This is a genomic window from Flavobacterium aquariorum, assembly GCF_003254745.1.
In the GTDB taxonomy this organism is placed as follows: domain Bacteria; phylum Bacteroidota; class Bacteroidia; order Flavobacteriales; family Flavobacteriaceae; genus Flavobacterium; species Flavobacterium aquariorum.
In genome coordinates, this window is record NZ_QKXH01000001.1 from 400624 (window position 1) to 421094 (window position 20471).

17 protein-coding genes are annotated in these 20471 nt (G+C 35.6%); 12 read left to right on the top strand and 5 right to left on the bottom strand.

The window, feature by feature from the left end:
* Positions 1–90 precede the first annotated feature (90 nt).
* The 8 genes from DOS84_RS01780 (at position 91) to DOS84_RS01815 (ending at position 8181) form a co-directional block, all read left to right on the top strand.
* Positions 91–651, top strand: a complete 561-nt coding sequence (locus DOS84_RS01780) for an OmpH/Skp family outer membrane protein (protein WP_111408386.1) — start codon at positions 91–93, stop codon at positions 649–651.
* A gap of 102 nt (positions 652–753) precedes the next feature.
* Complete coding sequence (locus tag DOS84_RS01785) at positions 754–3027, top strand: helix-turn-helix domain-containing protein (RefSeq protein ID WP_111408387.1); 2274 nt, start codon at positions 754–756, stop codon at positions 3025–3027.
* Positions 3028–3476: 449 nt separating this feature from the next.
* Positions 3477–3974 (top strand): hypothetical protein, encoded by a 498-nt coding sequence (locus tag DOS84_RS01790; protein ID WP_111408388.1) that lies wholly within the window; start codon positions 3477–3479, stop codon positions 3972–3974.
* 356 nt (positions 3975–4330) lie between these two features.
* Complete coding sequence (locus tag DOS84_RS01795) at positions 4331–4693, top strand: transcriptional regulator (RefSeq protein ID WP_111408389.1); 363 nt, start codon at positions 4331–4333, stop codon at positions 4691–4693.
* A gap of 94 nt (positions 4694–4787) precedes the next feature.
* The gene (locus DOS84_RS01800; RefSeq protein ID WP_111408390.1) at positions 4788–5540 is read left to right on the top strand and encodes a nucleotidyl cyclase domain-containing protein; all 753 of its coding nucleotides are present in this window, start codon (positions 4788–4790) and stop codon (positions 5538–5540) included.
* Between the two features lies 1 nt (position 5541).
* Entirely contained in the window at positions 5542–6519 is a 978-nt protein-coding gene (locus DOS84_RS01805; protein WP_111408391.1) for an adenylate/guanylate cyclase domain-containing protein, read from the top strand.
* Between the two features lie 4 nt (positions 6520–6523).
* On the top strand, positions 6524–7066 hold the full coding sequence (locus tag DOS84_RS01810) for a Pycsar system effector family protein (RefSeq protein ID WP_111408392.1): 543 nt from the start codon (positions 6524–6526) through the stop codon (positions 7064–7066).
* A gap of 215 nt (positions 7067–7281) precedes the next feature.
* Complete coding sequence (locus DOS84_RS01815; RefSeq protein WP_111408393.1) at positions 7282–8181, top strand: alpha/beta hydrolase family protein; 900 nt, start codon at positions 7282–7284, stop codon at positions 8179–8181.
* 357 nt (positions 8182–8538) lie between these two features.
* Here the strand turns inward: DOS84_RS01815 and DOS84_RS01820 are convergent, their stop codons facing one another.
* Complete coding sequence (locus DOS84_RS01820; RefSeq protein ID WP_111408394.1) at positions 8539–8769, bottom strand: hypothetical protein; 231 nt, start codon at positions 8767–8769, stop codon at positions 8539–8541.
* 459 nt (positions 8770–9228) lie between these two features.
* On the opposite strand from DOS84_RS01820, the gene DOS84_RS01825 reads away from it, so the two are divergent.
* The 3 genes from DOS84_RS01825 (at position 9229) to DOS84_RS01835 (ending at position 11228) form a co-directional block, all read left to right on the top strand.
* On the top strand, positions 9229–10023 hold the full coding sequence (locus DOS84_RS01825) for an LOG family protein (protein ID WP_111408395.1): 795 nt from the start codon (positions 9229–9231) through the stop codon (positions 10021–10023).
* A 38-nt stretch (positions 10024–10061) separates the two neighbouring features.
* Entirely contained in the window at positions 10062–10598 is a 537-nt protein-coding gene (locus DOS84_RS01830) for an NADPH-dependent FMN reductase (RefSeq protein ID WP_111408396.1), read from the top strand.
* Between the two features lie 66 nt (positions 10599–10664).
* Positions 10665–11228 (top strand): TetR/AcrR family transcriptional regulator, encoded by a 564-nt coding sequence (locus DOS84_RS01835; RefSeq protein ID WP_111408397.1) that lies wholly within the window; start codon positions 10665–10667, stop codon positions 11226–11228.
* A 45-nt stretch (positions 11229–11273) separates the two neighbouring features.
* Here DOS84_RS01835 and DOS84_RS01840 read toward each other — a convergent pair whose 3' ends face one another.
* Positions 11274–12530, bottom strand: coding sequence for a DcaP family trimeric outer membrane transporter (locus DOS84_RS01840; RefSeq protein WP_243636302.1), 1257 nt, complete (start codon positions 12528–12530; stop codon positions 11274–11276).
* 484 nt (positions 12531–13014) lie between these two features.
* Entirely contained in the window at positions 13015–14001 is a 987-nt protein-coding gene (locus DOS84_RS01845; protein ID WP_111408398.1) for an HU domain-containing protein, read from the bottom strand.
* Between the two features lie 193 nt (positions 14002–14194).
* Between DOS84_RS01845 and dprA the strand changes: the two genes are divergently transcribed.
* Positions 14195–15295, top strand: coding sequence for a DNA-processing protein DprA (dprA, locus tag DOS84_RS01850; RefSeq protein WP_111408399.1), 1101 nt, complete (start codon positions 14195–14197; stop codon positions 15293–15295).
* A 59-nt stretch (positions 15296–15354) separates the two neighbouring features.
* Here the strand turns inward: dprA and DOS84_RS01855 are convergent, their stop codons facing one another.
* Together DOS84_RS01855 and serA are read right to left on the bottom strand one after the other, a co-directional pair.
* Positions 15355–18273 carry an FAD-binding and (Fe-S)-binding domain-containing protein gene (locus DOS84_RS01855; protein WP_111408400.1) on the bottom strand — a complete coding sequence of 973 codons (2919 nt, stop codon included), beginning with the start codon at positions 18271–18273 and terminating at the stop codon, positions 15355–15357.
* Positions 18274–18351: 78 nt separating this feature from the next.
* Positions 18352–20247, bottom strand: a complete 1896-nt coding sequence (gene serA / locus DOS84_RS01860; protein ID WP_111408401.1) for a phosphoglycerate dehydrogenase — start codon at positions 20245–20247, stop codon at positions 18352–18354.
* Between the last annotated feature and the right edge of the window lie 224 nt (positions 20248–20471).

A 20471-nucleotide genomic window follows, 5' to 3' on the forward strand; every position in this document is an offset into this window, starting at 1 on the left:
AATAGTAGCATTTTTGAAACTTTTTATCAATACTATCTATTTTTTTATATTTTTGTCATCCATACATAAAAAAACTTGAAATACATCAAAATGAAGAAAGCATTATTATTTATCGCAATTTCAATATCACTTGTTTCTTGTGATAAAAAAACAGAAGTAAAAGAACATGAATTCAAAACAGCTTATGTTGATACAGCTGAGTTGATGAAAGAATATACAGAGACCAAAGATTTAGAAGCAAAATATAAAGGTGTTGCAGCTGAAAAGGGAAGACAATTGGAAGCAGAAATCAACAGATTTAAACAAGACGCAGCTAATTTTCAACGTAATGCTCAAGCAAACGGTCAAGAATGGGCTCAAAAAAATGGTGCTGAATTACAAAGAAGAGAGCAACAATTGGGGCAAGCACAACAAGCTTTGCAAATGCAATTGCAACAAGAGAGTGGAAAAGAAATGGATTCTCTTGTAAAAGGAGTGAAAAAATTCATCAAGGATTACGGTAAAAAAGAAGGGTATGCTTATATCTACGGTACTGGTGATGCTGCATCTATTTTGTACGCTGAAGAGAAATACGATATTACTAAAGAAATCGTAAAACTTTTGAATGAAAAATACAAATCGACTGCAAAAACAGAAGAAGTTAAAAAGTAATTTTTAGTTTACACAAATTCATAAAACCTTCATCTTGAATAAGATTGGAGGTTTTTTTATTTTTCAATATTTTATATTTTCGCTTTATAAATTATACGCCAAATGCAATCCATATCCGAAGCCGCTGCTTATGCTCTCCGTTTTATCAACCAAACTCATCAATCTGTTTTTCTAACTGGGAAGGCGGGAACCGGAAAAACCACACTCCTAAAGGAAATCATTGCGACCACGCATAAGAATACTGTGGTAGTGGCACCTACCGGAATCGCTGCTTTGAACGCAGGCGGTGTAACCATTCATTCGATGTTTCAATTGCCGTTTGGTGGATTTATACCCGACAATTCTGCTCCCCAATTTTCTGATACGACCAAGTTTGAAACCAAAGCGACTTTGCGCAGGCATTTCAAAATGAGTGGCCAAAAACGAGCGGTTATTCGCAATATGGAATTGCTTATTATTGACGAAGTCAGTATGTTACGTGCCGATTTACTGGATGCCATGGATTACATGATGCAAACGGTTCGAAAAAAATCGGCTCCCTTTGGTGGAGTGCAAGTATTGTTTATAGGGGATTTATTACAGTTACCTCCTATTATTCGTGATGAAGAATGGCGAACGTTGCGAAACTATTACAAAGGAAAATTCTTCTTTCACGCCCATGTTATTCAGCAGTATCCGCCGTTGTACATAGAATTGTCCAAAATTTACCGTCAAACAGACGACCGATTCATTTCGGTTTTGAATAATCTGCGTAATAATGAGATTACGCCTATTGATATTCAAATGCTTAATGAATTCGTAAAACCTGATTTTGACCTGAAAGCCAATAAAGGCTTCATTACACTGACTACTCACAATGCCAAAGCCGATGTGATGAATGCCCAATCACTCGAAGATTTGGAAGGGAAGCAAATGATGTTTATGCCAGACATCACAGGAGACTTTCCCGAAAAAATCTATCCCGTCGATCCTTATCTGCAGTTGAAAGTAGGAGCACAGGTTATGTTTGTCAAAAACGATTTGTCGATGGAAAAGAATTATTTCAACGGGAAAATGGGTGTTATAAAAACGATGACTTCCAAAGAAATTTGGGTGCATTTTCCCGATGAAGACAAAACCATTGAAGTTGACAAATACGAATGGCAAAACATTCGCTACACCGTTAACGAAATGACCAAGGAAATAGAGGAGGAGGTTTTGGGCACGTTTGTGCATTATCCGATTAAGTTGGCCTGGGCGATTACGGTCCACAAAAGCCAGGGATTAACTTTTGATAAAGCTGCGCTCGATGTATCGCAAGTTTTTCTACCCGGACAAGCATATGTAGCATTATCACGTTTACGTTCGTTAAATGGGCTTATTTTGCTTTCTCCGTTGCGAATGAATGGCATTTCAAACGATCAGGACGTGATGGATTACGCCGAGAACAAAGCCTCTGAAGAAGCTTTGGCGAATGCCTTAAAGCGAGAAACCAAGAATTTTATTCTCAACTATCTGAAAAACAGTTTCGATTGGAATGAATTGGCTCAAGAATGGCGCAACCACCAATTCAGTTACAATGAAGATGCCGAAAACTCCGTTAAATTCAAACACAAAACTTGGGCACACAACCAAGCCGGAGTGATTTGGCAATTACTGGAACCTTCCTCCAAGTTTTTGTTGCAACTGGATAAATTGTTTCGCAGCGAACAAGTGGAATTCAATCATATCTCAGACCGAATCAACGCAGCATTCAATTATTTCATGGAACCCATGGACAAGCTGGTCTATGAAATTCTGTGGAAAATCGAGGAAGTGAAGCGTCTAAAAAAAGCCAAAGCCTTTTATGACGAGTTAATAATCTTGGATGATCTGCAAACTAAGGCGGTACTTCAATTGATGAAAGCCAAATTAATGGTTGCCACGTTGGTAAAAGGCAAAACCATTTCGAAGGAAAAATTAACCTCTGAAGAAATCAAAAAATACAAAACTATTAAGGTCGAGCGCGTTATCGAAGATTTCAAGAAAGCGAATATTACACTGATAGACGACGAGAAAGACGCCGATCGATACGCATCAAAGAAAGCAACGGCTAAAGAACCTAAAAAATCGACAGTTGAGCAAACCTATGAGCTGTGGTTGGAAAAGAAAACTATTCAAGAAATAGCCATTATACGCAAATACAATCAGGAAACCATCATGTCTCATCTCACCAAATTGATTCAGGCCAAAACCATTTCAATCGGAGAAGTCTTTCCCGAAGATAAATTGGCGGCACTCACCGAGGCTTTTGCAGGCTACAAAGAAGAATCTGTTTCGCCCCTAAAAGAAAAATACGGCGATCAATTCTCTTGGGAAGAACTTCGAATGTTCAAGGCCAGTTTGAATCTCCACTAAAGCAAAGAATTTTAGAATCATCCACTTCCTCAGGTTGCCAAAGTTCATTTGGTCAGGCTGTCCGTGTTACTTCGGTAACCGGCTCCTATCCCAATGTTTTTAAGTTGAGCTTTAATTAATTGTTCTCGCAAAGACGCAAAATTTAGAACCGATTTCTTTGCGACTTCGCGTCTTTGCGAGGGCTAGATTATAAAAAAGCTTTGCGAGAAATCCTTAACTAAATGACCTTGGGATCTGAGTATGTAACTCTGCAATCTGCATCCACAATGACTTACACATCACAATATCATCATAAAAACCTACCAATTTCAAATCACACAAGTAGTTCTTTACTTATAAATTTAACAAATTTATTTAATTTCGAAAGAAAAACGCTATAAATTAAAACAAGAATAGTTTAGCTTTGTTTTTGTAATCTATTATTAAACAAACCTTTAAAAAAACTATTTATGTCAAATTTGCTCAACAACCGCGTAAACGCGACTGCTACGGCAGCACAGCTAACGGCAGTCAAAGCCGCTTTTCAAACCATCTTGACCAACCTCCCTTTTTTGGTGGGTTTAACCGCCGATGAACGAAAATCATTAAACAGTATTGATGTCAACAACAAAGCATTTACGGAGGATGCCATCAATGCGGGTGTAAACAATCCTACGCTTATTCCGTCTTATCTTTCGGTGGTGAATATGCAAAATGATTTAGCGCTCTTTACCCAACTCGATGAAATCTCGGGACTGGCCAACCAACTCTGTGAGCGCATCGAAGACACCAAAATGCTTGCCGGAAGTGAGGCTTATGGTGTGGCACTCGCTTTGTACAAAGCCTTTGGCTCTGCTGCCGATGCCGGAGTTCAGGGAGCCGACAGCATAGTAGATCAACTCAAAAAGCGTTTTGCAGCTAGTGGAGGTAATGCCGTTACGGTACCGCCAGTAATGCCTGCGGTGTAGTAAAACAATTTGCTTAAAAATAACTGCAATCGCCTCTTTTATTTCGAAAGGGGCGATTTTTTGCCGTTTTTTTTTTTGATATCCAAAAGCAATTGTATGTAGTTCAAACCAATAGTATATGTAGTTTAAACCAACTTTATTGGTTTGTCGAACCAATAGAACAGGTAGTTTGAACCAATAAACGATATAATTATAGCCAATATACTATGTAGTTCAAACCAATAAAACTTTTAGCTTGAACCAATAAGCTATGTAGTTCGAACCAATAAAGGATATAGTTTGAACCAATTCTATTAATGTTTAGCACCACTTTTTTAGAAAAATAAAATGCATTCACAACATAAAACACAGAAAAGATGATATCTACCAGCAACAAATACAGGAATGGAAAAGGGGAACATTACCCAGTGATTGGCAATTTTATCCATTACCACATTATCCATAATAAAATCAAGAAAGCCGATGTTGCCAGAGCATTGGGCATACTCCCAACAGGATTGAACGAATATTTTAAGAAAGAGTCCCTACAGTTTGCTATTTTATGGAAGCTGAGTATGGCAATGAACTACAATTTTATTGCGCACTTGGGCGAATACCTGCCGTATCGTTTTGAAACCATTCGCGAAAAAGCCCTAAAAGAAGAACTGGCTGAAAAAGATGCTATTATCCAAAAAATGGAAATACAACTGCAAACCATGCGGGAATTAATAAAAAAATAAACGGAATTGGAATGAGATAAATCTTTATATTTGAAGAATAATCTGATGTTTACCACACAAATCCACTAGTTACAGGCAAGCTTAAACCAAAATTATGGCAAATTTAGAGCAAATAAAAACACTTAATTTAAAGTATAATAAAGCGAGTGCTTTTACTCGATCATTTATAACCTTCTCAATTAATGAATCTTTAGATTCTAAAAATATTGAACTTTCTATTCAAAATAAGATTAATAGTCTTGGAACAAACTTTGTTCAATATTTTGATGATGGAAAAGATGCAGATGTTGCATTATTATTTATAGATATTTGTGATTTCTCAAGTAAAAACAGCCACTTAAACGGCAAACAAATTAGCGCATTTTTTGATGAATACTATGATTTAGTAATCCCAATAATATATGAATTTGGTGGTGAAATAGATAAAATTATTGGAGATGGAATTATTTGTCTATTTGGCCAACCGTTTTTAAACAAATCAATAAATGAATGTATTTTAGAAGCCGACAAGTGCGCGAAAAAAATAATAGTCGAAACAAAAAAGAAAGATAAATTTAAGAGTAAAATTGCATTTCATTTTGGCAAAATAAATTATTTTAGAAATAAATCAGCATTTTATAATGAATTAACTATAGTCGGAAAGCCATTAACAGAATTATTTAGACTAGAGTCTATTAGTGAAAATGAAAAAATAAATTACTTTGTTAAATATTCTTATATTAATAACTGGAACGCAAGTCTAAATCAAAACACCGTACTTTGGTCACTTGAGGATATAAAACCAATAACAACTGATTTAAAAGGTGTAGATTATAAATATACCCAAACAAATAAATATTATATATAAAATGAAGGGAATACTTGATGAAATAACTGCGGATGTATTAGATATTAAATCTAAAAATTTTCAATATTCTTCCACAAATCTTGTACCATCTAGACACGATACTTCACTCACTTTTGAAAGAGGAGAAGACAAAATAGGAAAAGAAATTGAAACTTGCGTTCTTTATGTAGATATAAGAAATTCTGTTGAATTAAATAGAAAACATCAAACCCAAACAATGGGAAGAATTTATAGTGTTTTTTCAAAGTCAATGCTTAAATTAGCAAGATATCACGGTGGTTCTGTTAGAAATATAATTGGAGATAGAGTAATGATAGTATTTCCTAGTAAAGATTGCTTTACAAATGCTGTTAACTGTGCTATTTCTATACATCACGTTTCAGAATATATTATCAACTCAAATTTCAAAGAAGTAGAATTTAAATGTGGTATTGGAATTGATTATGGTCTATTAAAAGTTGTAAAAGTAGGATTACACAGGAAAGGCGTCGAGAATATTGATAATAAAAATTTAGTGTGGGTTGGATATCCGGCAAACATTGCTTCAAGACTAACTGATGTAGCTAATAAAACTATAAATAATTCTTCTGTCAAAGTAACATACAATCCTTATAATTACGGAAATTTATATGGATTTCCTAGTTTTTTGGGACAACAACCTATAAAAAAATCAAATAATTTTTTTTCAGACAGTACTGTTACTAAAATTCACACAAAAGAAGAATTTGCAAATAGCCTTAGTTTTAATAACATTCTCGGTATTTGTTATTCTGGTGGAAAACTGATTCGATTTGACAAAATAGAATCAAGTATTAATTTCCCTCCTATTCTTATGACAACTTCGGTATACAATGGATTTAAAAAGGCAAACCCAACTAGAAATTGTATAACTGATAATTATTGGAAAGAAATCTCAAATCATAAAATTAAAAATGTTACCGCAAACGTATTTGGTGGGACTGTAAACTGGAAAATTTAAACCTATGGAAAAAATAGATAAAAGCTTAAAAAAATTAGAGATCATTAATCAATGGATTTCAAATTGTGACACAAAAAGTTCATTTATATTAACTTTTTTTGGGGTAATTACAACAATTATTTTTACATCAAATATTGGGAACGAAATGATACAATCATTGTCATTTTCGAAGGCAAGTGATATTGATTGGACAAGTATAAAAAATTTTCTTTGTTTTATTATTACAATATCTTTTTTCATAAGTGCAACAATTACATTATATCAAATCTATTTAACTTTAATCGGTAGAATTGATACAAAAATCTATTCTCAAGAAAAATTGAATATAAATTCAAATATTTTTTTTGGAACTATTTCTGCAAAAACTTTTAAAGATTATGAAATTGAAACTAATGGAGAGGACAACGAAAAATACCTTAATGACATAAATTCGCAAATATTTATTAATTCTAATATAGTCAATGAAAAATTCAAGTACTATAATAAAAGTCTTTTATGGTCATTAATAACTTTTGGTGTTTTCTTAATTTACATATTAATCAAATAAAGCCAGCTGGTAACACTTGTTACAATTGATTTGGGCAATTGGCTTAATTTGAAAATGGGTTTGTATTTGGGATGATTTACTTCGTCTATTCGCTATCGCTCGGGTGGCAAATCCGAATAATGGGCTTAATTTAACCGTAAACCACTTGTAGCAAGGGAACGTTGTAAGCAATGCCAAAGATGACCATTCAAAACAATTTTTTATATTAAACTACTATGAATAGTAACTTTTTTTCTAACTCACTTCTTTGGTTATTATTAATAGCTTTACCAGAAATGGTATTTTCTCAATCGACCGACTTTACCATTCAAGATGTAAAGTTTGAAAGTCAAGGCGTCACTCTTGCAGGCTCGATTTTAACGCCTAAAAAAACAGTTGCAGCAGTTGTAATTGTTCATGGGTCTGATCCTGTAAAAAGAGAAATGGAGTTCGCTAAACGTCTTGCCAAAGAAGGTATTGCTGTATTGACATATGATAAACGTGGAGTTGGAGAATCAGGTGGTGTATATGTAGGGCCATCTGTTGGCACGAATAATATTGACACTACTAATCTTAATTTATTATCTCACGATGCAAGTGCTGCAGTAAATACATTTCGAACCTATTTGAAAGATAAAAAAACACCAATTGGATTAGTTGGCTTCAGTCAAGCTGGATGGATAATCCCAATTACTGCAAGTAAAAATCAACAAATAGAATTTATGGTTTTATTTAGTTGCCCTACAATTACAACTCTAGAACAACTTCGATTTCAGTTTTATACCAATGGAAACAATAATTTTTGGGAAAATCATACAGAATCAGATGCTCGTGAACATACTAAAAATGACCCCGACAGGTATCAATTCGTGGCGACTGACCCAAAAACTTCCCTGAATACTCTTTCAATTCCAGGACTTTGGCTTTTTGGCGAGAAAGATATACAGATTCCAGTAAAGTTGTGTATAGAGCAATTAAATTCATTGAAAGCTCAAGGTAAACCTTTCGAATATACCTTGTTTTCAACATTAGGGCACAATACTGTTTCTGGCAATATTACGGAACCAGTGGATATTTCAATTCAGTGGATAAAACAGAAAGCGTTGAACAGTAAGAAGTCTAAAGTATCAAAATAAAGCACTGCCTACAACAGCTACCACAACGGATTTGGGCAATAGGCTTAATGGAAAGTTGGTTTTGTATTTGGGATGATTTACTTCGTCTATTCGCTATCGCTAATTAGCCTACCGTCTGGACACAAATATAAGAGGTTAATTTTGACACAAATTTCACAAATTTTCACGAATCCATTCGTGAAATTAATTACACGAACTGTATTAATCGTAATGATTTGTGAAAATTTGTGGAATTCGTGTCTGTTTTTTTTTGCGCATAAAAAAAGAGACTTGATTTTGATTCAGTCTCTTTTTTATTTTATCTGGGCAGTTTTGTTTTTGTCAACCATTTTATTTCATTTTAGTAGGGTTAGGGCTTTAAAAGTGATCGTGATGTATATGGGTACTGTGCTTTTTTTTGTAATAATACAAGGAAATAAATACGGCCATGTTTACAACAATTATGATCGATACAAAGGGATCGAAATCTAAGGCTTTTCCAAGATTTGTAGTGATTTTGCTTATTCCTAGCAATACAAATGCAGAGATGCTTACATATGCATAGATTAGGTGTAAAGATTCTTTGATAGTCATTTGATCGTTTTTCATCTTTGTTTGTTTTAAGTTATTTATATAATCATCTTATAACTAAATAAATTATTAATAATAAGACTGTTATAAATTTAAGCCAATGTAATTATTCTTAAAAATAAATCTGACCAATGGCTTTATAATCCGATAAAAGAACAAAAAAGAAGAGGACGTCAATTTAATCTTATTTTTGAGATTAAATCCTTGATTAAGTAGTAAAGAATTGCGGGTAATTTATATGTAAAAGCTTGTTTGGCTGCGATATGCAAATCCTAAAGTAATTTGTTGAACTAGTATTTTTTGACACAATATTACTTTGATTTTTTGGCTTCTTCTTAAGTAATTCAAAACCGTTATATGTTTTCTTAAATTTGGCTTATAAGTTGATTAAATGATTAAAATTCAAATATTTGATTCTTCCATACGAATTTGTTTTTTTTATATCTTAGATTAAATTTCATTTAAATTAGCAACGATATGTGTGCAAAAAAATCAGAAAATCTTAAGCGATTGAGTCATGAAAAATGGGAAGAAGCATGGCAAAAACATTGGAAAAAAGCGCAATTAGAATATGAACTTCCGATATTAGAGTCGGAGGAGTATTTTTTTTTAAGTGAACAAAGAACTGCCGAAAAGGAAAAGGAGCGTTTGGAAAGAATTACTGCAGAGTTTGAAATGGGCTTTACCAATCTCAGTCAGCTTGGACCTGCAGTGACCATTTTTGGATCGGCAAGATTCAAGCCTGGAGAGCCTTACTATGAACTGTCAAGAGCAACGGGAAGAGCTTTTGCCAAAGCGGGTTTTACAGTTCTGACTGGAGGTGGTCCCGGGGCGATGGAAGCAGCCAATAGAGGCGCAAAAGAAGCGGGCGGACCTACTTACGGGCTTAATATCATTTTACCCGAAGAACAAAAGCCTAATCCGTATGTCAATGACAGTTTCGAGTTCAAATATTTCTTTGTCCGAAAGGTTATGCTGGTCAAATATTCCTGTGCTTTCATTGTCATGCCCGGAGGTTTGGGAACTCTGGACGAATTGTTTGAGGCGGCTACCTTGATTCAATGCCACAAAATCGGACCGTTTCCGCTTATTTTGGTTGGAGGAAAATTTTGGAAGGGTTTGCGCGATTTTGTTGGATTCATGGCGGAACAAGGTGTCTTCTCTCCCGAAGAAATAGGATTTTCCCGAATTGTTGAGACTCCTGAAGAGGCGATCAAGATGGTTTTATCTAGTTTACCAACTGATTTTAGAAATTCTTTAAAACAATTGTAATTAATCCAATTCTAACTTTTGCCGATTAACGAATACATATGAAAAAAAATAAAAATGTTCTTGCCATCATTGGTAGTACTAGAGCCAATTCTTCTAATTTTAAGCTTGTTGAATATTGTGCTGAATCGACAAAGGGTTTATTTGACATTACCATTTTTGAAGGGATAGGTGAATTGCCACATTTTAATCCGGATCTTGACAATGAAGATCCACCAAGTACCGTAGTTGAATTTAGACAACTAATCTCAAATGCTGATGGTTTACTTATTTGTACTCCTGAGTACGTTTTTAGTCTGCCTGGAAGTTTGAAGAATGCAATAGAATGGTGTGTTTCTACTACTGTTTTTTCCAAAAAACCAATAGGACTGATTACGGCCTCTGCTTCTGGAGTAATAGGACACGAGCAATTGCAATTAATTATGAAAACGGTTGAAACCAAATTTAATGATGACACCACTTTACTCATTAGTGGAATTAAAGGAAAGTTCAATGAACAAGGAGTGCTGATTGATACAGAAACTATTCAGAGGCTCAACTCATTTATTGATGGTTTGGATAAACTTATAAACGACTAATTTTTTGAATGTTGTAAAATACAAATTTATATTTATTTTTGTGACTGATTAGTCAATCTTAATGTAATGGAAAAAAAAGACATCATTTTAGCTGCCGCACTTCGTCTATTTGTTGAAAATGGTTTTCATGGTACTGCGACCGCTAGAATTGCGCAGGAGGCAAATGTGGCCACAGGTACGCTATTCAATTATTTTAGGACGAAAGAAGAGCTGATTGTGGCTTTGTATTGTACGATTTTAAAAGAAATGGATGATTTTATTCTTGAAAGATTGGAATCCCATTCGATTTCCAAAGAATCGTTCCGTTCCCTTTTTGTGTCAACTTTGTCATGGAGTTTGGAAAACCGTGATCATTATCGATATTTACAGCAATTTGATCATTCTCCTTATTTTAAAGTTGTAGAAGAAACAATTGCTGGTCAAGAGGAGTATCCACTTTTTGTTTTAATAAAAAACGGAATAGACATTGTTCTCATCAAACAATTGCCAGTGTCTTTTATTTACTCTTTGTTTACCGCTCAAATTAACGGCTTACATTATTATATTATTTCCAATGATTTAAGGGAGGATAAGGAATTGGAACTTATCTCGGAAGCTTTCGAAATGTTGTGGAAAATGATTGAAGATTAGGTAAATTGCAACTTGACTGATTAGTCAGTTTGTTAGTTTACTAAACTATTTGTTTTTATAAAAAGCAGTATTGAAGGAATATCTAAACGAAAACTGAATCTTCACATCATTTCCGCTATTGCCTTTTTCGGCTGGAAGATTAAATTGTGGATCGCCTCCAAAGTCATTGTTGTGGCGCATTCCCCATTGTAGTTCAGGTCCTAAAATGCAATTTTTGACTGGGGAATACAAAAGATTGACACTGGCATATTGTCCCGTTTTATAAGCGGTTGATAGCTGCGCTTCGGTGGTGGTGTTATTTAGGATCGAATACCCGATTGCCGAACTGAATTTTTGGCTCCAATTAATGTCGAAATAGGTTACAACTCCCACCATTGGAATCGCGACTCCCTTTATGGGCGAATTTACGTTGTCATATTGTCTTTTGATTCCAACATCCGCATCCGCATCATTCATATAGTTTTGGATTCCGGCACCTGTTGTTAAAGCTCCATGAAAAATTATGCTATTGGTGAGTTTTAATCGGGTGGTCAAACTTAAACCCCAGCCCACGGCACTACCAGACAGGTTGTATTGGTCGTTGTTGTGGTCTTCCCATTTTATGCTTCGAAGGACACCTGCCAATTCCAAATAGCCCCAAGCACTGCGGTATCTATATTCTGCCGTTAAATCGGGTACAGAGAATCTTGGTTTTACATTTTCGAGCACAGATGCATAGACAAATCCAGCACCATATTGTCCTTGGTCTGCTGTGGCTCCTGGCTTTTCTATTGCAACTGCCAACGTATGGTTTTGGTTTGAAACAGGAGTGTAGCGTATTTGTACATTGCGGAGGAATGGTAAGGCATTAGGGCCCATGAACTCGACTATATTTGGATAGACGTCGGTATCGGTAAATAGACTATTGGTTTGGCCTGCTCCAAATTTACCCAATTCGCCATAAGCATGTTTAAGGCGAAAAGCGGTGTTTCCGACTTCTTTCCCCATACCAAATAAATCAAATTCAAAATGTGTTTTGATTTGTCCCAAAGGTGTGTCGAAATAGTTTTTTATGCCAAATGTACTCTGCCTTACGCTCATAAAATATATACCTTGGGGTTGGTATTCGTTTCCCTCTTTGTCCAAAATTTGGGTGGGCCTCATGGTGTCATACCAATCGGGATTCATTCTTCCAAAATCGTAACCGGAATCCATCATAATAAAACCAAAGATTTCCATGGTTTTGTCGGCTCCAGCGTTTTGCGCGGTTAGAGCACAAGAAAATAATAAAATAATCAGAGAAGCGTATTTTATTTTTATCATATTCTTTGGTTTTAAATAGTGATTGAAATACTGCTGATTGATTTGTAAAAAACGTCGTATGAGAGAGGATACAGAATAGATGGTTTTTACTTACCAAATTTAATAAAAACTTCATAACTAATTTAATTACAGTAGCTTATATTTTTTTCGATTCAGACTTTTTATTTGAAGTGCGGCTGATGGTGGAAACTAATAATTTCGTCTATGTTTTGAAAGCGAAAGTATTTTGAACTTTAGGGAGTGATGACGAACATAGAAAGTTATGTTCAGCCGAAGTTTTAAGGTTGCTTTTGTTTGATTTAAGGCTGTTTTAAACAAAAAAAAGCTTTCTGTTTGTTTCTGGGAAAAACCAACGGATAAGCGCTAAGTTTAGCTTTTCTAATAAATCGAAAACAGTAGTATAGGTAAAAAATAAAAAATCACGAACAATTCCGTTTTTGATTCGGGTCTGTTCGTGATTTTGAGTATTGAAATTTAGATTTTTCTACAAAGATTGAATCAAGATCCAAGCTTCAGGATTATCTGTTTCAGTTATACTGTCTTTTTCTTTTTCTGCTTCAGCAAAAGTAGCGTAGCTTCCGTATAAAACAGGGTAAAGCCCATTTTTATTTATTCCCAAAACTCTTGCTTTATAACCTTTTGCAATCAATTGGTTGTATCTTTTTTGAGCATTGGCTTCGCTTCTAAAAGCACCAGCCATAATGTGGTAAGGCATTTTTGCTTCTACTTCTTTCTCGGATTTCAAAGAAAGCGTTACGGCAGGAATTGGCGTTTGGATGAAAAAAGTCGCTTCTTGAATTTTATGTTGTACTTGTTTTTGAACGGCTGTTTCTACCAAAACTGTTTCAGACGCTATTTGATTTTGATACATCGGATAACCGATAGAACCTGCAATGGCCAATCCAATTACAAAAACAGCTGCATATTTAAGATATGGACTTCTTTCTCTAGTTTCAGGAATGAAATTGAAAATAGGTTTTTCTTCCTCAATTACTGCTGTAACTGCTGTTGATTTTTCAAATACAATTTCAGGTTTTGGAAGTTCTACTTCTCTTTTGACTGCAGGTGAAACAAAAGAAGTCAATCCAAAAGATTGTGCCAAATAATTGGTTTGCTCGTTTGGTGTGAAAAGAATATTATTTTCGGCGGTCAAATTAAGAACACCAATATTTTTTATCGTAAAACTACGATTTTCCTGTAGTGTTTTTTTCCAATTCAAAACTTCATATTCTATAGCGCTAACGGCATAATCGTATGAGGTTTTTTCGGCTTGTGCGATATGATTCGCCAATAACCCGTCATTGTTCTTAATATGGGTATTAAACGAGATCATCTTTTTTGGAGGGAAAAAAGAATGGGAGTTTTCAAGCAGTTGAGCCGATTGGATTTCGGTCAGGAAAGCCCCAAAACCAGGAACCGTTACACACTGATAACGGTACAAAAGCTGCGCGATGTAAAGTTCTATTTTCATGTTAACAAAGTTATGCAACGGGAATAGTTATCAAAATTTTATTCACAATTTTTATTAACAATTTGTATGTATAACGGAATCAGTAGATTATATTTTTAATGTATTTTTTTATTTCAGTTTTATTTGCAAAAACTAAGGAATTTTAATTTTAAACCGTTCTGAGATTCAAAAAATTGTCTTATAATTGTAAGATATGTCAGAAGAAAATTTATTTTACGCACTAGCTTTACTTCGGGTGGAAGGAGTGGGGGATATTATGGCTAAAAAGCTGCTTTCCCATTTTGGAACCGCCGAAAATGTTTTGAATGCCAAGTCCTCACAACTTGCCGCAATAGATGGGATAGGAACTGTTTTGTTGAAAAATTTCAAGGACAAAACTATTTTTGAAAAAGCCAAACAAGAATTAGATTTCATTCAAAAGAATGACATCGAGGTGCTGAGTTTTCAAGACGACAAATACCCCGATCGTCTAAAGCACTGTATTGACGGCCCCGTTTTATTGTTTTCGTCTGGGAATATCGACTTGAAAAACCGAAAAATCATCAGTATTGTCGGTACTCGCCAAATTACATCTTATGGAACCGAATTCTGCAGAAAATTAATAGAAGATCTGGCGCCTTTGGATCCGATAATCGTTAGTGGTTTTGCCTATGGCGTTGATATTGTGGCGCATCAATTGGCGATGGATCATGATTTGCAGACGATTGGCGTTGTTGCCCATGGTCTAAACCAAATTTATCCTAAACCGCATAAAAAATACGTTGCCAAAATGGAACAGAACGGCGGTTTTATGACCGAATTCTGGAGTACTTCCAATCCTGACAAAGAAAATTTTGTTCGTAGAAACCGTATTGTGGCCGGAATGACCGAAGCCACGATTGTCATCGAATCTGCAGACAGAGGCGGTTCGCTCATCACTGCTAATATGGCCAATGATTACAATCGGGATGTTTTTGCCGTTCCGGGACGCACCACCGATAAATACAGTCAGGGTTGTAATAATTTGATTAAGACCCAAAAGGCAAACGTACTGACCAGCGCTGCCGATTTGATTTATATCCTGAATTGGGATATTGAGAAAGAGAATAAACCCGTTCAAAAACAGTTGTTTGTCACGCTAGATGAGGATGAACAAAAAGTCTACGATTATCTCTTGAAAGCAGGTAAAGAACTGATGGATATCATCGCGTTGCATTGTGATTTTCCGATTTACAGAATTTCAGGTCTATTGCTGAATATGGAATTAAAAGGAGTGATTAGACCTTTGCCTGGGAAAATGTTTGAGGCTATTTAATCAAAAAAAGGCTGAAGATGTTTATAATCTTCAACCTTTTTTATCAAAACTAATTGTACTTATTTTAAAGCCTTAAAAAGTATTTCAACAGGGTGAAATGCTTTTCGGCTTGTTCCATCGCTTATTTGATGTCTACAGCTGGTTCCTGAGGCCGAAATCAAAGTGGCTTCTTCTTCTGAACGAATGGTTGGGAATAAAACCAATTCACCTATTTTCATCGAAATGTCATAATGCTCTTTTTCATATCCAAAAGACCCAGCCATACCGCAGCATCCGCTTGGGATATTTAGTACGGTGTAATTTTGTGGCAGCATTAGTATTTTTTTCAATGGGACTAATGAAGACAATGCTTTTTGGAAACAGTGACCGTGCATACGAACTCTTTCGGTGTTTTCCGTAAATGATGATGATGTGATGCGGCCTTCGTCCAATTCCTTGGCCAAAAATTCTTCGATTAGCATGGCTCTTCCTGAAAACGCTTTGGCTTTTTCTTTCAAATCACCACGGCATAAATCAGGATATTCATCTCGGAACGATAAGATTGCCGAAGGTTCGATTCCGATTAAAATTACGTTTTCAGGTATTTCTTTGGCGAAAGCCTGAACATTTTTCTCTGCTATTTCTCTAGCTTCTTTCAGCATTCCTTTCGAAAGATAGGTTCTTCCGCTTATACCGATTTCGGGAATCACCACTTCATAACCCAAACGGTTGAACAATTTAACGGCTGTTTGACCTATTTCGACATCGTAGAAATTCAGGAACTCATCGTTGTACAAATAGACTTTCCCCTGAATGAAATTCCCCGTTTGTCTGTAGCTTTTGATCCATTTGGCAAAAGTGATTTTGTGCATTAACGGCAATGATCTTTCGGTGGCAAAACCAGTCGAACGTTTCATGATGTTTCCTAGAATTCCTGTTGAACCAAAATTATACAACCACGGCAATGAGGCGAATAATTGATTGATTTTTGGAGTGTTACCAATTAATTTCGAACGGAATTTCACTCCGTTTTTATCGTGGTATTGTTGCAAGGTTTCAGCTTTTAGCTTCGCCATATCCACATTGGAAGGGCATTCGGATTTACATCCTTTACAGCTCAAACATAAATCCATTACTTCGAGCAAACCCTCATCGTCAAATCTGTTTTCTTTGGTAGAGTTGTTTATAGTTTCTCTCAGAATGTTGGCTCTGGCGCGAGTAGTGTGTTTTTCATCGCGTGTTGCCATATAACTTGGACACATAGTACCACCGCTTTTTTCTGTTTTTCGGCAATCTCCCGATCCGTTGCACATCTCGGCCGCACGCACGATTCCGTTATGCTCGGAGAAGTCAAAATAGGTTTCCGGCATTGGAGTGTCCTGACCCGGAGTATATCTCAGGCTGGTATCCATAGGTGGCGTGTTCACAATTTTACCCGGATTGAAAATTCCCCAAGGATCCCAAGTGTTTTTCACTTGGATAAACATTTGATAGATTTCTTCTCCCAACATTAATGGAATAAATTCACCGCGAAGTCTTCCGTCTCCGTGTTCTCCACTCAATGAACCTTTGTATTTTTTAACCAAATGGGCAATATCTGTAGCGATAGTTCTGAAAAGTGCTGCTCCTTCTTTGGTTTTTAGATCAATTATTGGGCGAAGGTGTAATTCTCCTGTCGCCGCATGGGCATAATGCACACAACTTAGATTACGTTCTTTTAGAATAGCATTGAAATCTTCGATAAAATCAGGTAAGTCATTTACGTCAACGGCAGTGTCTTCAATAACGGCAACCGCTTTGGCATCGCCGGGAATATTAGACAATAATCCCAAACCTGCTTTTCTAAGATTCCAAACTTTATTGGTGTCTTCGCCCCAAACAATCGGGAAGTGATAACCTAGATTTTTGGAACGCATCAGCTCTTCCATTTCTTTGGCGGCCTGAATAATTTCCTCTTTCGAATCCCTTAAAAATTCGACAACCAAAATCGCCTGTGGATCACCTTCCACAAAGAATCTATTTTTGCTTTGTTCGATATTTTCTTTGGTACATTCAAGGATATAATGGTCTATCAACTCAACACTGTCAGGGTTGAATTTCAATGCTTCCAAGTTGGCTTTCAACGATTCGTTGATGCTGTTGTGATGTACGCAGACCAAACCTGCGAACGGTTTTAGTGCATCAACCAAATTCAGTTTAATTGCTGTCGAGAAGAACAAAGTTCCCTCAGAACCAGCGATTAATTTACAAAAATTGAATTTCTCGGTCGGATCGCCAAAAGGCTGGCTGTCGGCCAATAAATCTAATGCATATCCAGTGTTTCTTCTCGGAATTGATTTTTTAGGATAATTTTCGTCGAATAATGCTCTGTTGGCCGGTGATGACAATAATTCTTTGGTTTGAACATAAATATTTTGTTCCAAAGGGCTTACTACGTTTATTCCGTTGCATTTGTCTTCAAATTCGGCATTGGTTAAAGCACCAAAAGTAACTTCATTTCCATCTGCCAAAAAACCTTTGATTTCAAGTAAATGCTCACGGGTGGAGCCATAAATCACAGATCTTGCGCCACAGGCATTGTTACCCACCATTCCGCCAATCATACAGCGATTACTGGTTGAGGTTTCCGGGCCAAAGAATAATTTATAGGATTTTAAATGTAAATTCAGTTCGTCACGAATCACTCCAGGTTCTACCCAAGCCGATTTTTCGACAGGATCAACCGAAAGGATTTTGGTAAATTCTTGTGAAATATCAACCACAATTCCATTCCCAACAACCTGTCCAGCAAGAGAAGTTCCGGCTGCACGAGGAATTACACTGCTTTTGTTTTCTCTGGCAAAAGCAATGATTTTTTGAATATCTTCCTTAGTTTTTGGAATGGCCACTGCCAACGGCATTTCTTTGTAAGCACTTGCATCAGTGGCATAAAGTGTACGCATAGTGTGGTCGTACAATAATTTTCCATCTAATTGCTTTTCAAGACTTTCAAGGTTCATTTTGGTGATTTTAGATTTAAAATTACAGCTTTTAGATTTCGTGTAATTTGAAGTCTAAAAGCTGTAATTTAAAATTATTTAGTATAGAATTCTATATCTGATTGTATTTGGAATCTTTTTCAGTTTTTTCTCCAAATCTTTGTTGTGGAAATTATCAATATCGGTAATTACATACCCCAAAGTTTCATTGGTTTTCAAGTATTGACCCAAAATATTGTTGTCGTACTCCAAAAGAATATTGTTGATTTGTGCCAAAATACCTTTCACATTTTCATGGATATGCATAATACGGTGTGCACTTTGAAGTTCAGGAAGCTGAATTTCAGGAAGGTTAACGCTTCCGTAAGTCGTACCTGTATTGATGTAATTGATTATTTTGTTGGCAACATAATGTCCAATATCTTCTTGAGCTTCTTCGGTACTTCCTCCAATATGTGGAGTCAATATTACATTTGGCAATCCTTGTAATTCAGATACAAATGGCTCGTCATTGTTTTTTGGTTCGTATGGAAAAACATCTACCGCTGCTCCATGGATTTTTCCGCTTTTCAAATTGGCAACCAATGCTTCAATATCAACGACATGACCTCTTGAAAGGTTCAAAAATACAACACCTGGCTTCATGTAATCAAAAGCGTCGGCATCGATTAAGTTTTTATTGCTTGCACGTCCGTCAACGTGTAAAGAAACAACATCCGAAAGCGATAATAATTCTTTCAAAGAAGAACATTTTTTGGCATTTCCAAGAGCCAATCTGTCAACAGCATCGTAGAAGTATACTTTCATTCCCAATGCTTCGGCTACGATAGAAAGTTGTGATCCAATACTTCCGTATCCAACCAAACCTAATTTCTTGCCACGGATTTCAACACTGTTTGTGGCTGATTTGTCCCAAACACCTTCGTGCATCAATTTGCTTTTTTCGAAAGTATTACGAACAAGCATAATGATTTGTCCCAAAGCCAATTCCACAACAGATCTAGTGTTGCTGTATGGCGCATTGAAAACTGAAATTCCTTTCATGCTACAAGCAGTCAAATCGACTTGATTGGTTCCGATACAAAACGTTCCAACAGCGTGAAGTTTATTGGCATGCTCCAAAACTTTGGCAGTAACGTGAGTTTTCGAACGAATTCCTAGTATTGAAACTCCTTTTATTTTTTCGATTAATTCGTCTTCAGACAAAGAACCTTTAATGGTTTCTACGTTATAGCCTTCGTGTTCAAAGATTTTAACGGCATCCTGATGAACGTTTTCCAATAATAAAACATTAATTCTATTTTTTGGATAAGAAACAGAAGCTTTATAGGATAGCTCATAAAGAATTTCGTCCAATGATGGAGCTATTTGACTAGCTTTTTCTACCACAATCTTGCGGCTTACATTTTCAGTAAAAGCAAAAAACTTACTTACTGCTCCACCCTCAAGGGTTTCATAGTCAGTATAACCATCTCCAATCATTATCGCTTCTCCTTGAAGGTTTAATGATTTGATTTTTTTTACTTTTCCTTGGTTTTCACACAATTCATCTTTTTCGTCAAACCCAATAATGTTTCCTTCATGATCAAATTTGAAAGTGTTGGCCAAAACATTTTCTGGTTTAATACCGTATTCTTGAACGATTGGGATGATGATTTCCTTAAAACCGTTTGAAATAATATAAATGTTATCCGAATGTTGTTTAAAAAAAGTTCTATTTCGTATTACAGATGCAGTTACTTTCTTTTTTAATTCTTCAATTACACTGCCTATATGATCTCTATTGGCCTGCAATAACTGAATTCTTTGAGTCAAAGATTCTTTCAAGGACAATTTACCTTCCATCCCAAGGTCAGTTAATCGTTGAATTTCACTTAATATTTGAACTCCTGCAGCACTATCTTGGTAAATTACTTCGCATAATACATCCAGTGCTTCGACTTTCATGAAAGTACTGTCAAAATCGAATATAAATGTTTCCTTATTTTCTGTCATCTTTTTTGTGTTTGTCACAAATAAAAATTATTTGTAAATTTTTTGCACAAAGATAAACCCTCAATTGCTATTCTGAAAATATATTGGTATAATACTGGCCAGTTTAACGAGAATTGAGATTATTGTTATAAATCATCTCTTTGGATGGATAATTTTAAATTTAAACCTTCAAAATCAATTTTAAATTTTGTTTTATTTATTTTAAAATTGCTCTTCGACAGTTG

Excerpts from the sequence above, each read along its gene's own strand:
- DOS84_RS01780 (WP_111408386.1), top strand. The coding sequence starts at position 91 with ATGAAGAAAGCATTATTATTTATCGCAATTTCAATATCACTTGTTTCT.
- DOS84_RS01785 (WP_111408387.1), top strand. The coding sequence starts at position 754 with ATGCAATCCATATCCGAAGCCGCTGCTTATGCTCTCCGTTTTATCAAC.
- DOS84_RS01790 (WP_111408388.1), top strand. The coding sequence starts at position 3,477 with ATGTCAAATTTGCTCAACAACCGCGTAAACGCGACTGCTACGGCAGCA.
- DOS84_RS01795 (WP_111408389.1), top strand. The coding sequence starts at position 4,331 with ATGATATCTACCAGCAACAAATACAGGAATGGAAAAGGGGAACATTAC.
- DOS84_RS01800 (WP_111408390.1), top strand. The coding sequence starts at position 4,788 with ATGGCAAATTTAGAGCAAATAAAAACACTTAATTTAAAGTATAATAAA.
- DOS84_RS01805 (WP_111408391.1), top strand. The coding sequence starts at position 5,542 with ATGAAGGGAATACTTGATGAAATAACTGCGGATGTATTAGATATTAAA.
- DOS84_RS01810 (WP_111408392.1), top strand. The coding sequence starts at position 6,524 with ATGGAAAAAATAGATAAAAGCTTAAAAAAATTAGAGATCATTAATCAA.
- DOS84_RS01815 (WP_111408393.1), top strand. The coding sequence starts at position 7,282 with ATGAATAGTAACTTTTTTTCTAACTCACTTCTTTGGTTATTATTAATA.
- DOS84_RS01820 (WP_111408394.1), bottom strand. The coding sequence starts at position 8,769 with ATGAAAAACGATCAAATGACTATCAAAGAATCTTTACACCTAATCTAT.
- DOS84_RS01825 (WP_111408395.1), top strand. The coding sequence starts at position 9,229 with ATGTGTGCAAAAAAATCAGAAAATCTTAAGCGATTGAGTCATGAAAAA.
- DOS84_RS01830 (WP_111408396.1), top strand. The coding sequence starts at position 10,062 with ATGAAAAAAAATAAAAATGTTCTTGCCATCATTGGTAGTACTAGAGCC.
- DOS84_RS01835 (WP_111408397.1), top strand. The coding sequence starts at position 10,665 with ATGGAAAAAAAAGACATCATTTTAGCTGCCGCACTTCGTCTATTTGTT.
- DOS84_RS01840 (WP_243636302.1), bottom strand. The coding sequence starts at position 12,530 with ATGATAAAAATAAAATACGCTTCTCTGATTATTTTATTATTTTCTTGT.
- DOS84_RS01845 (WP_111408398.1), bottom strand. The coding sequence starts at position 14,001 with ATGAAAATAGAACTTTACATCGCGCAGCTTTTGTACCGTTATCAGTGT.
- dprA (WP_111408399.1), top strand. The coding sequence starts at position 14,195 with ATGTCAGAAGAAAATTTATTTTACGCACTAGCTTTACTTCGGGTGGAA.
- DOS84_RS01855 (WP_111408400.1), bottom strand. The coding sequence starts at position 18,273 with ATGAACCTTGAAAGTCTTGAAAAGCAATTAGATGGAAAATTATTGTAC.
- serA (WP_111408401.1), bottom strand. The coding sequence starts at position 20,247 with ATGACAGAAAATAAGGAAACATTTATATTCGATTTTGACAGTACTTTC.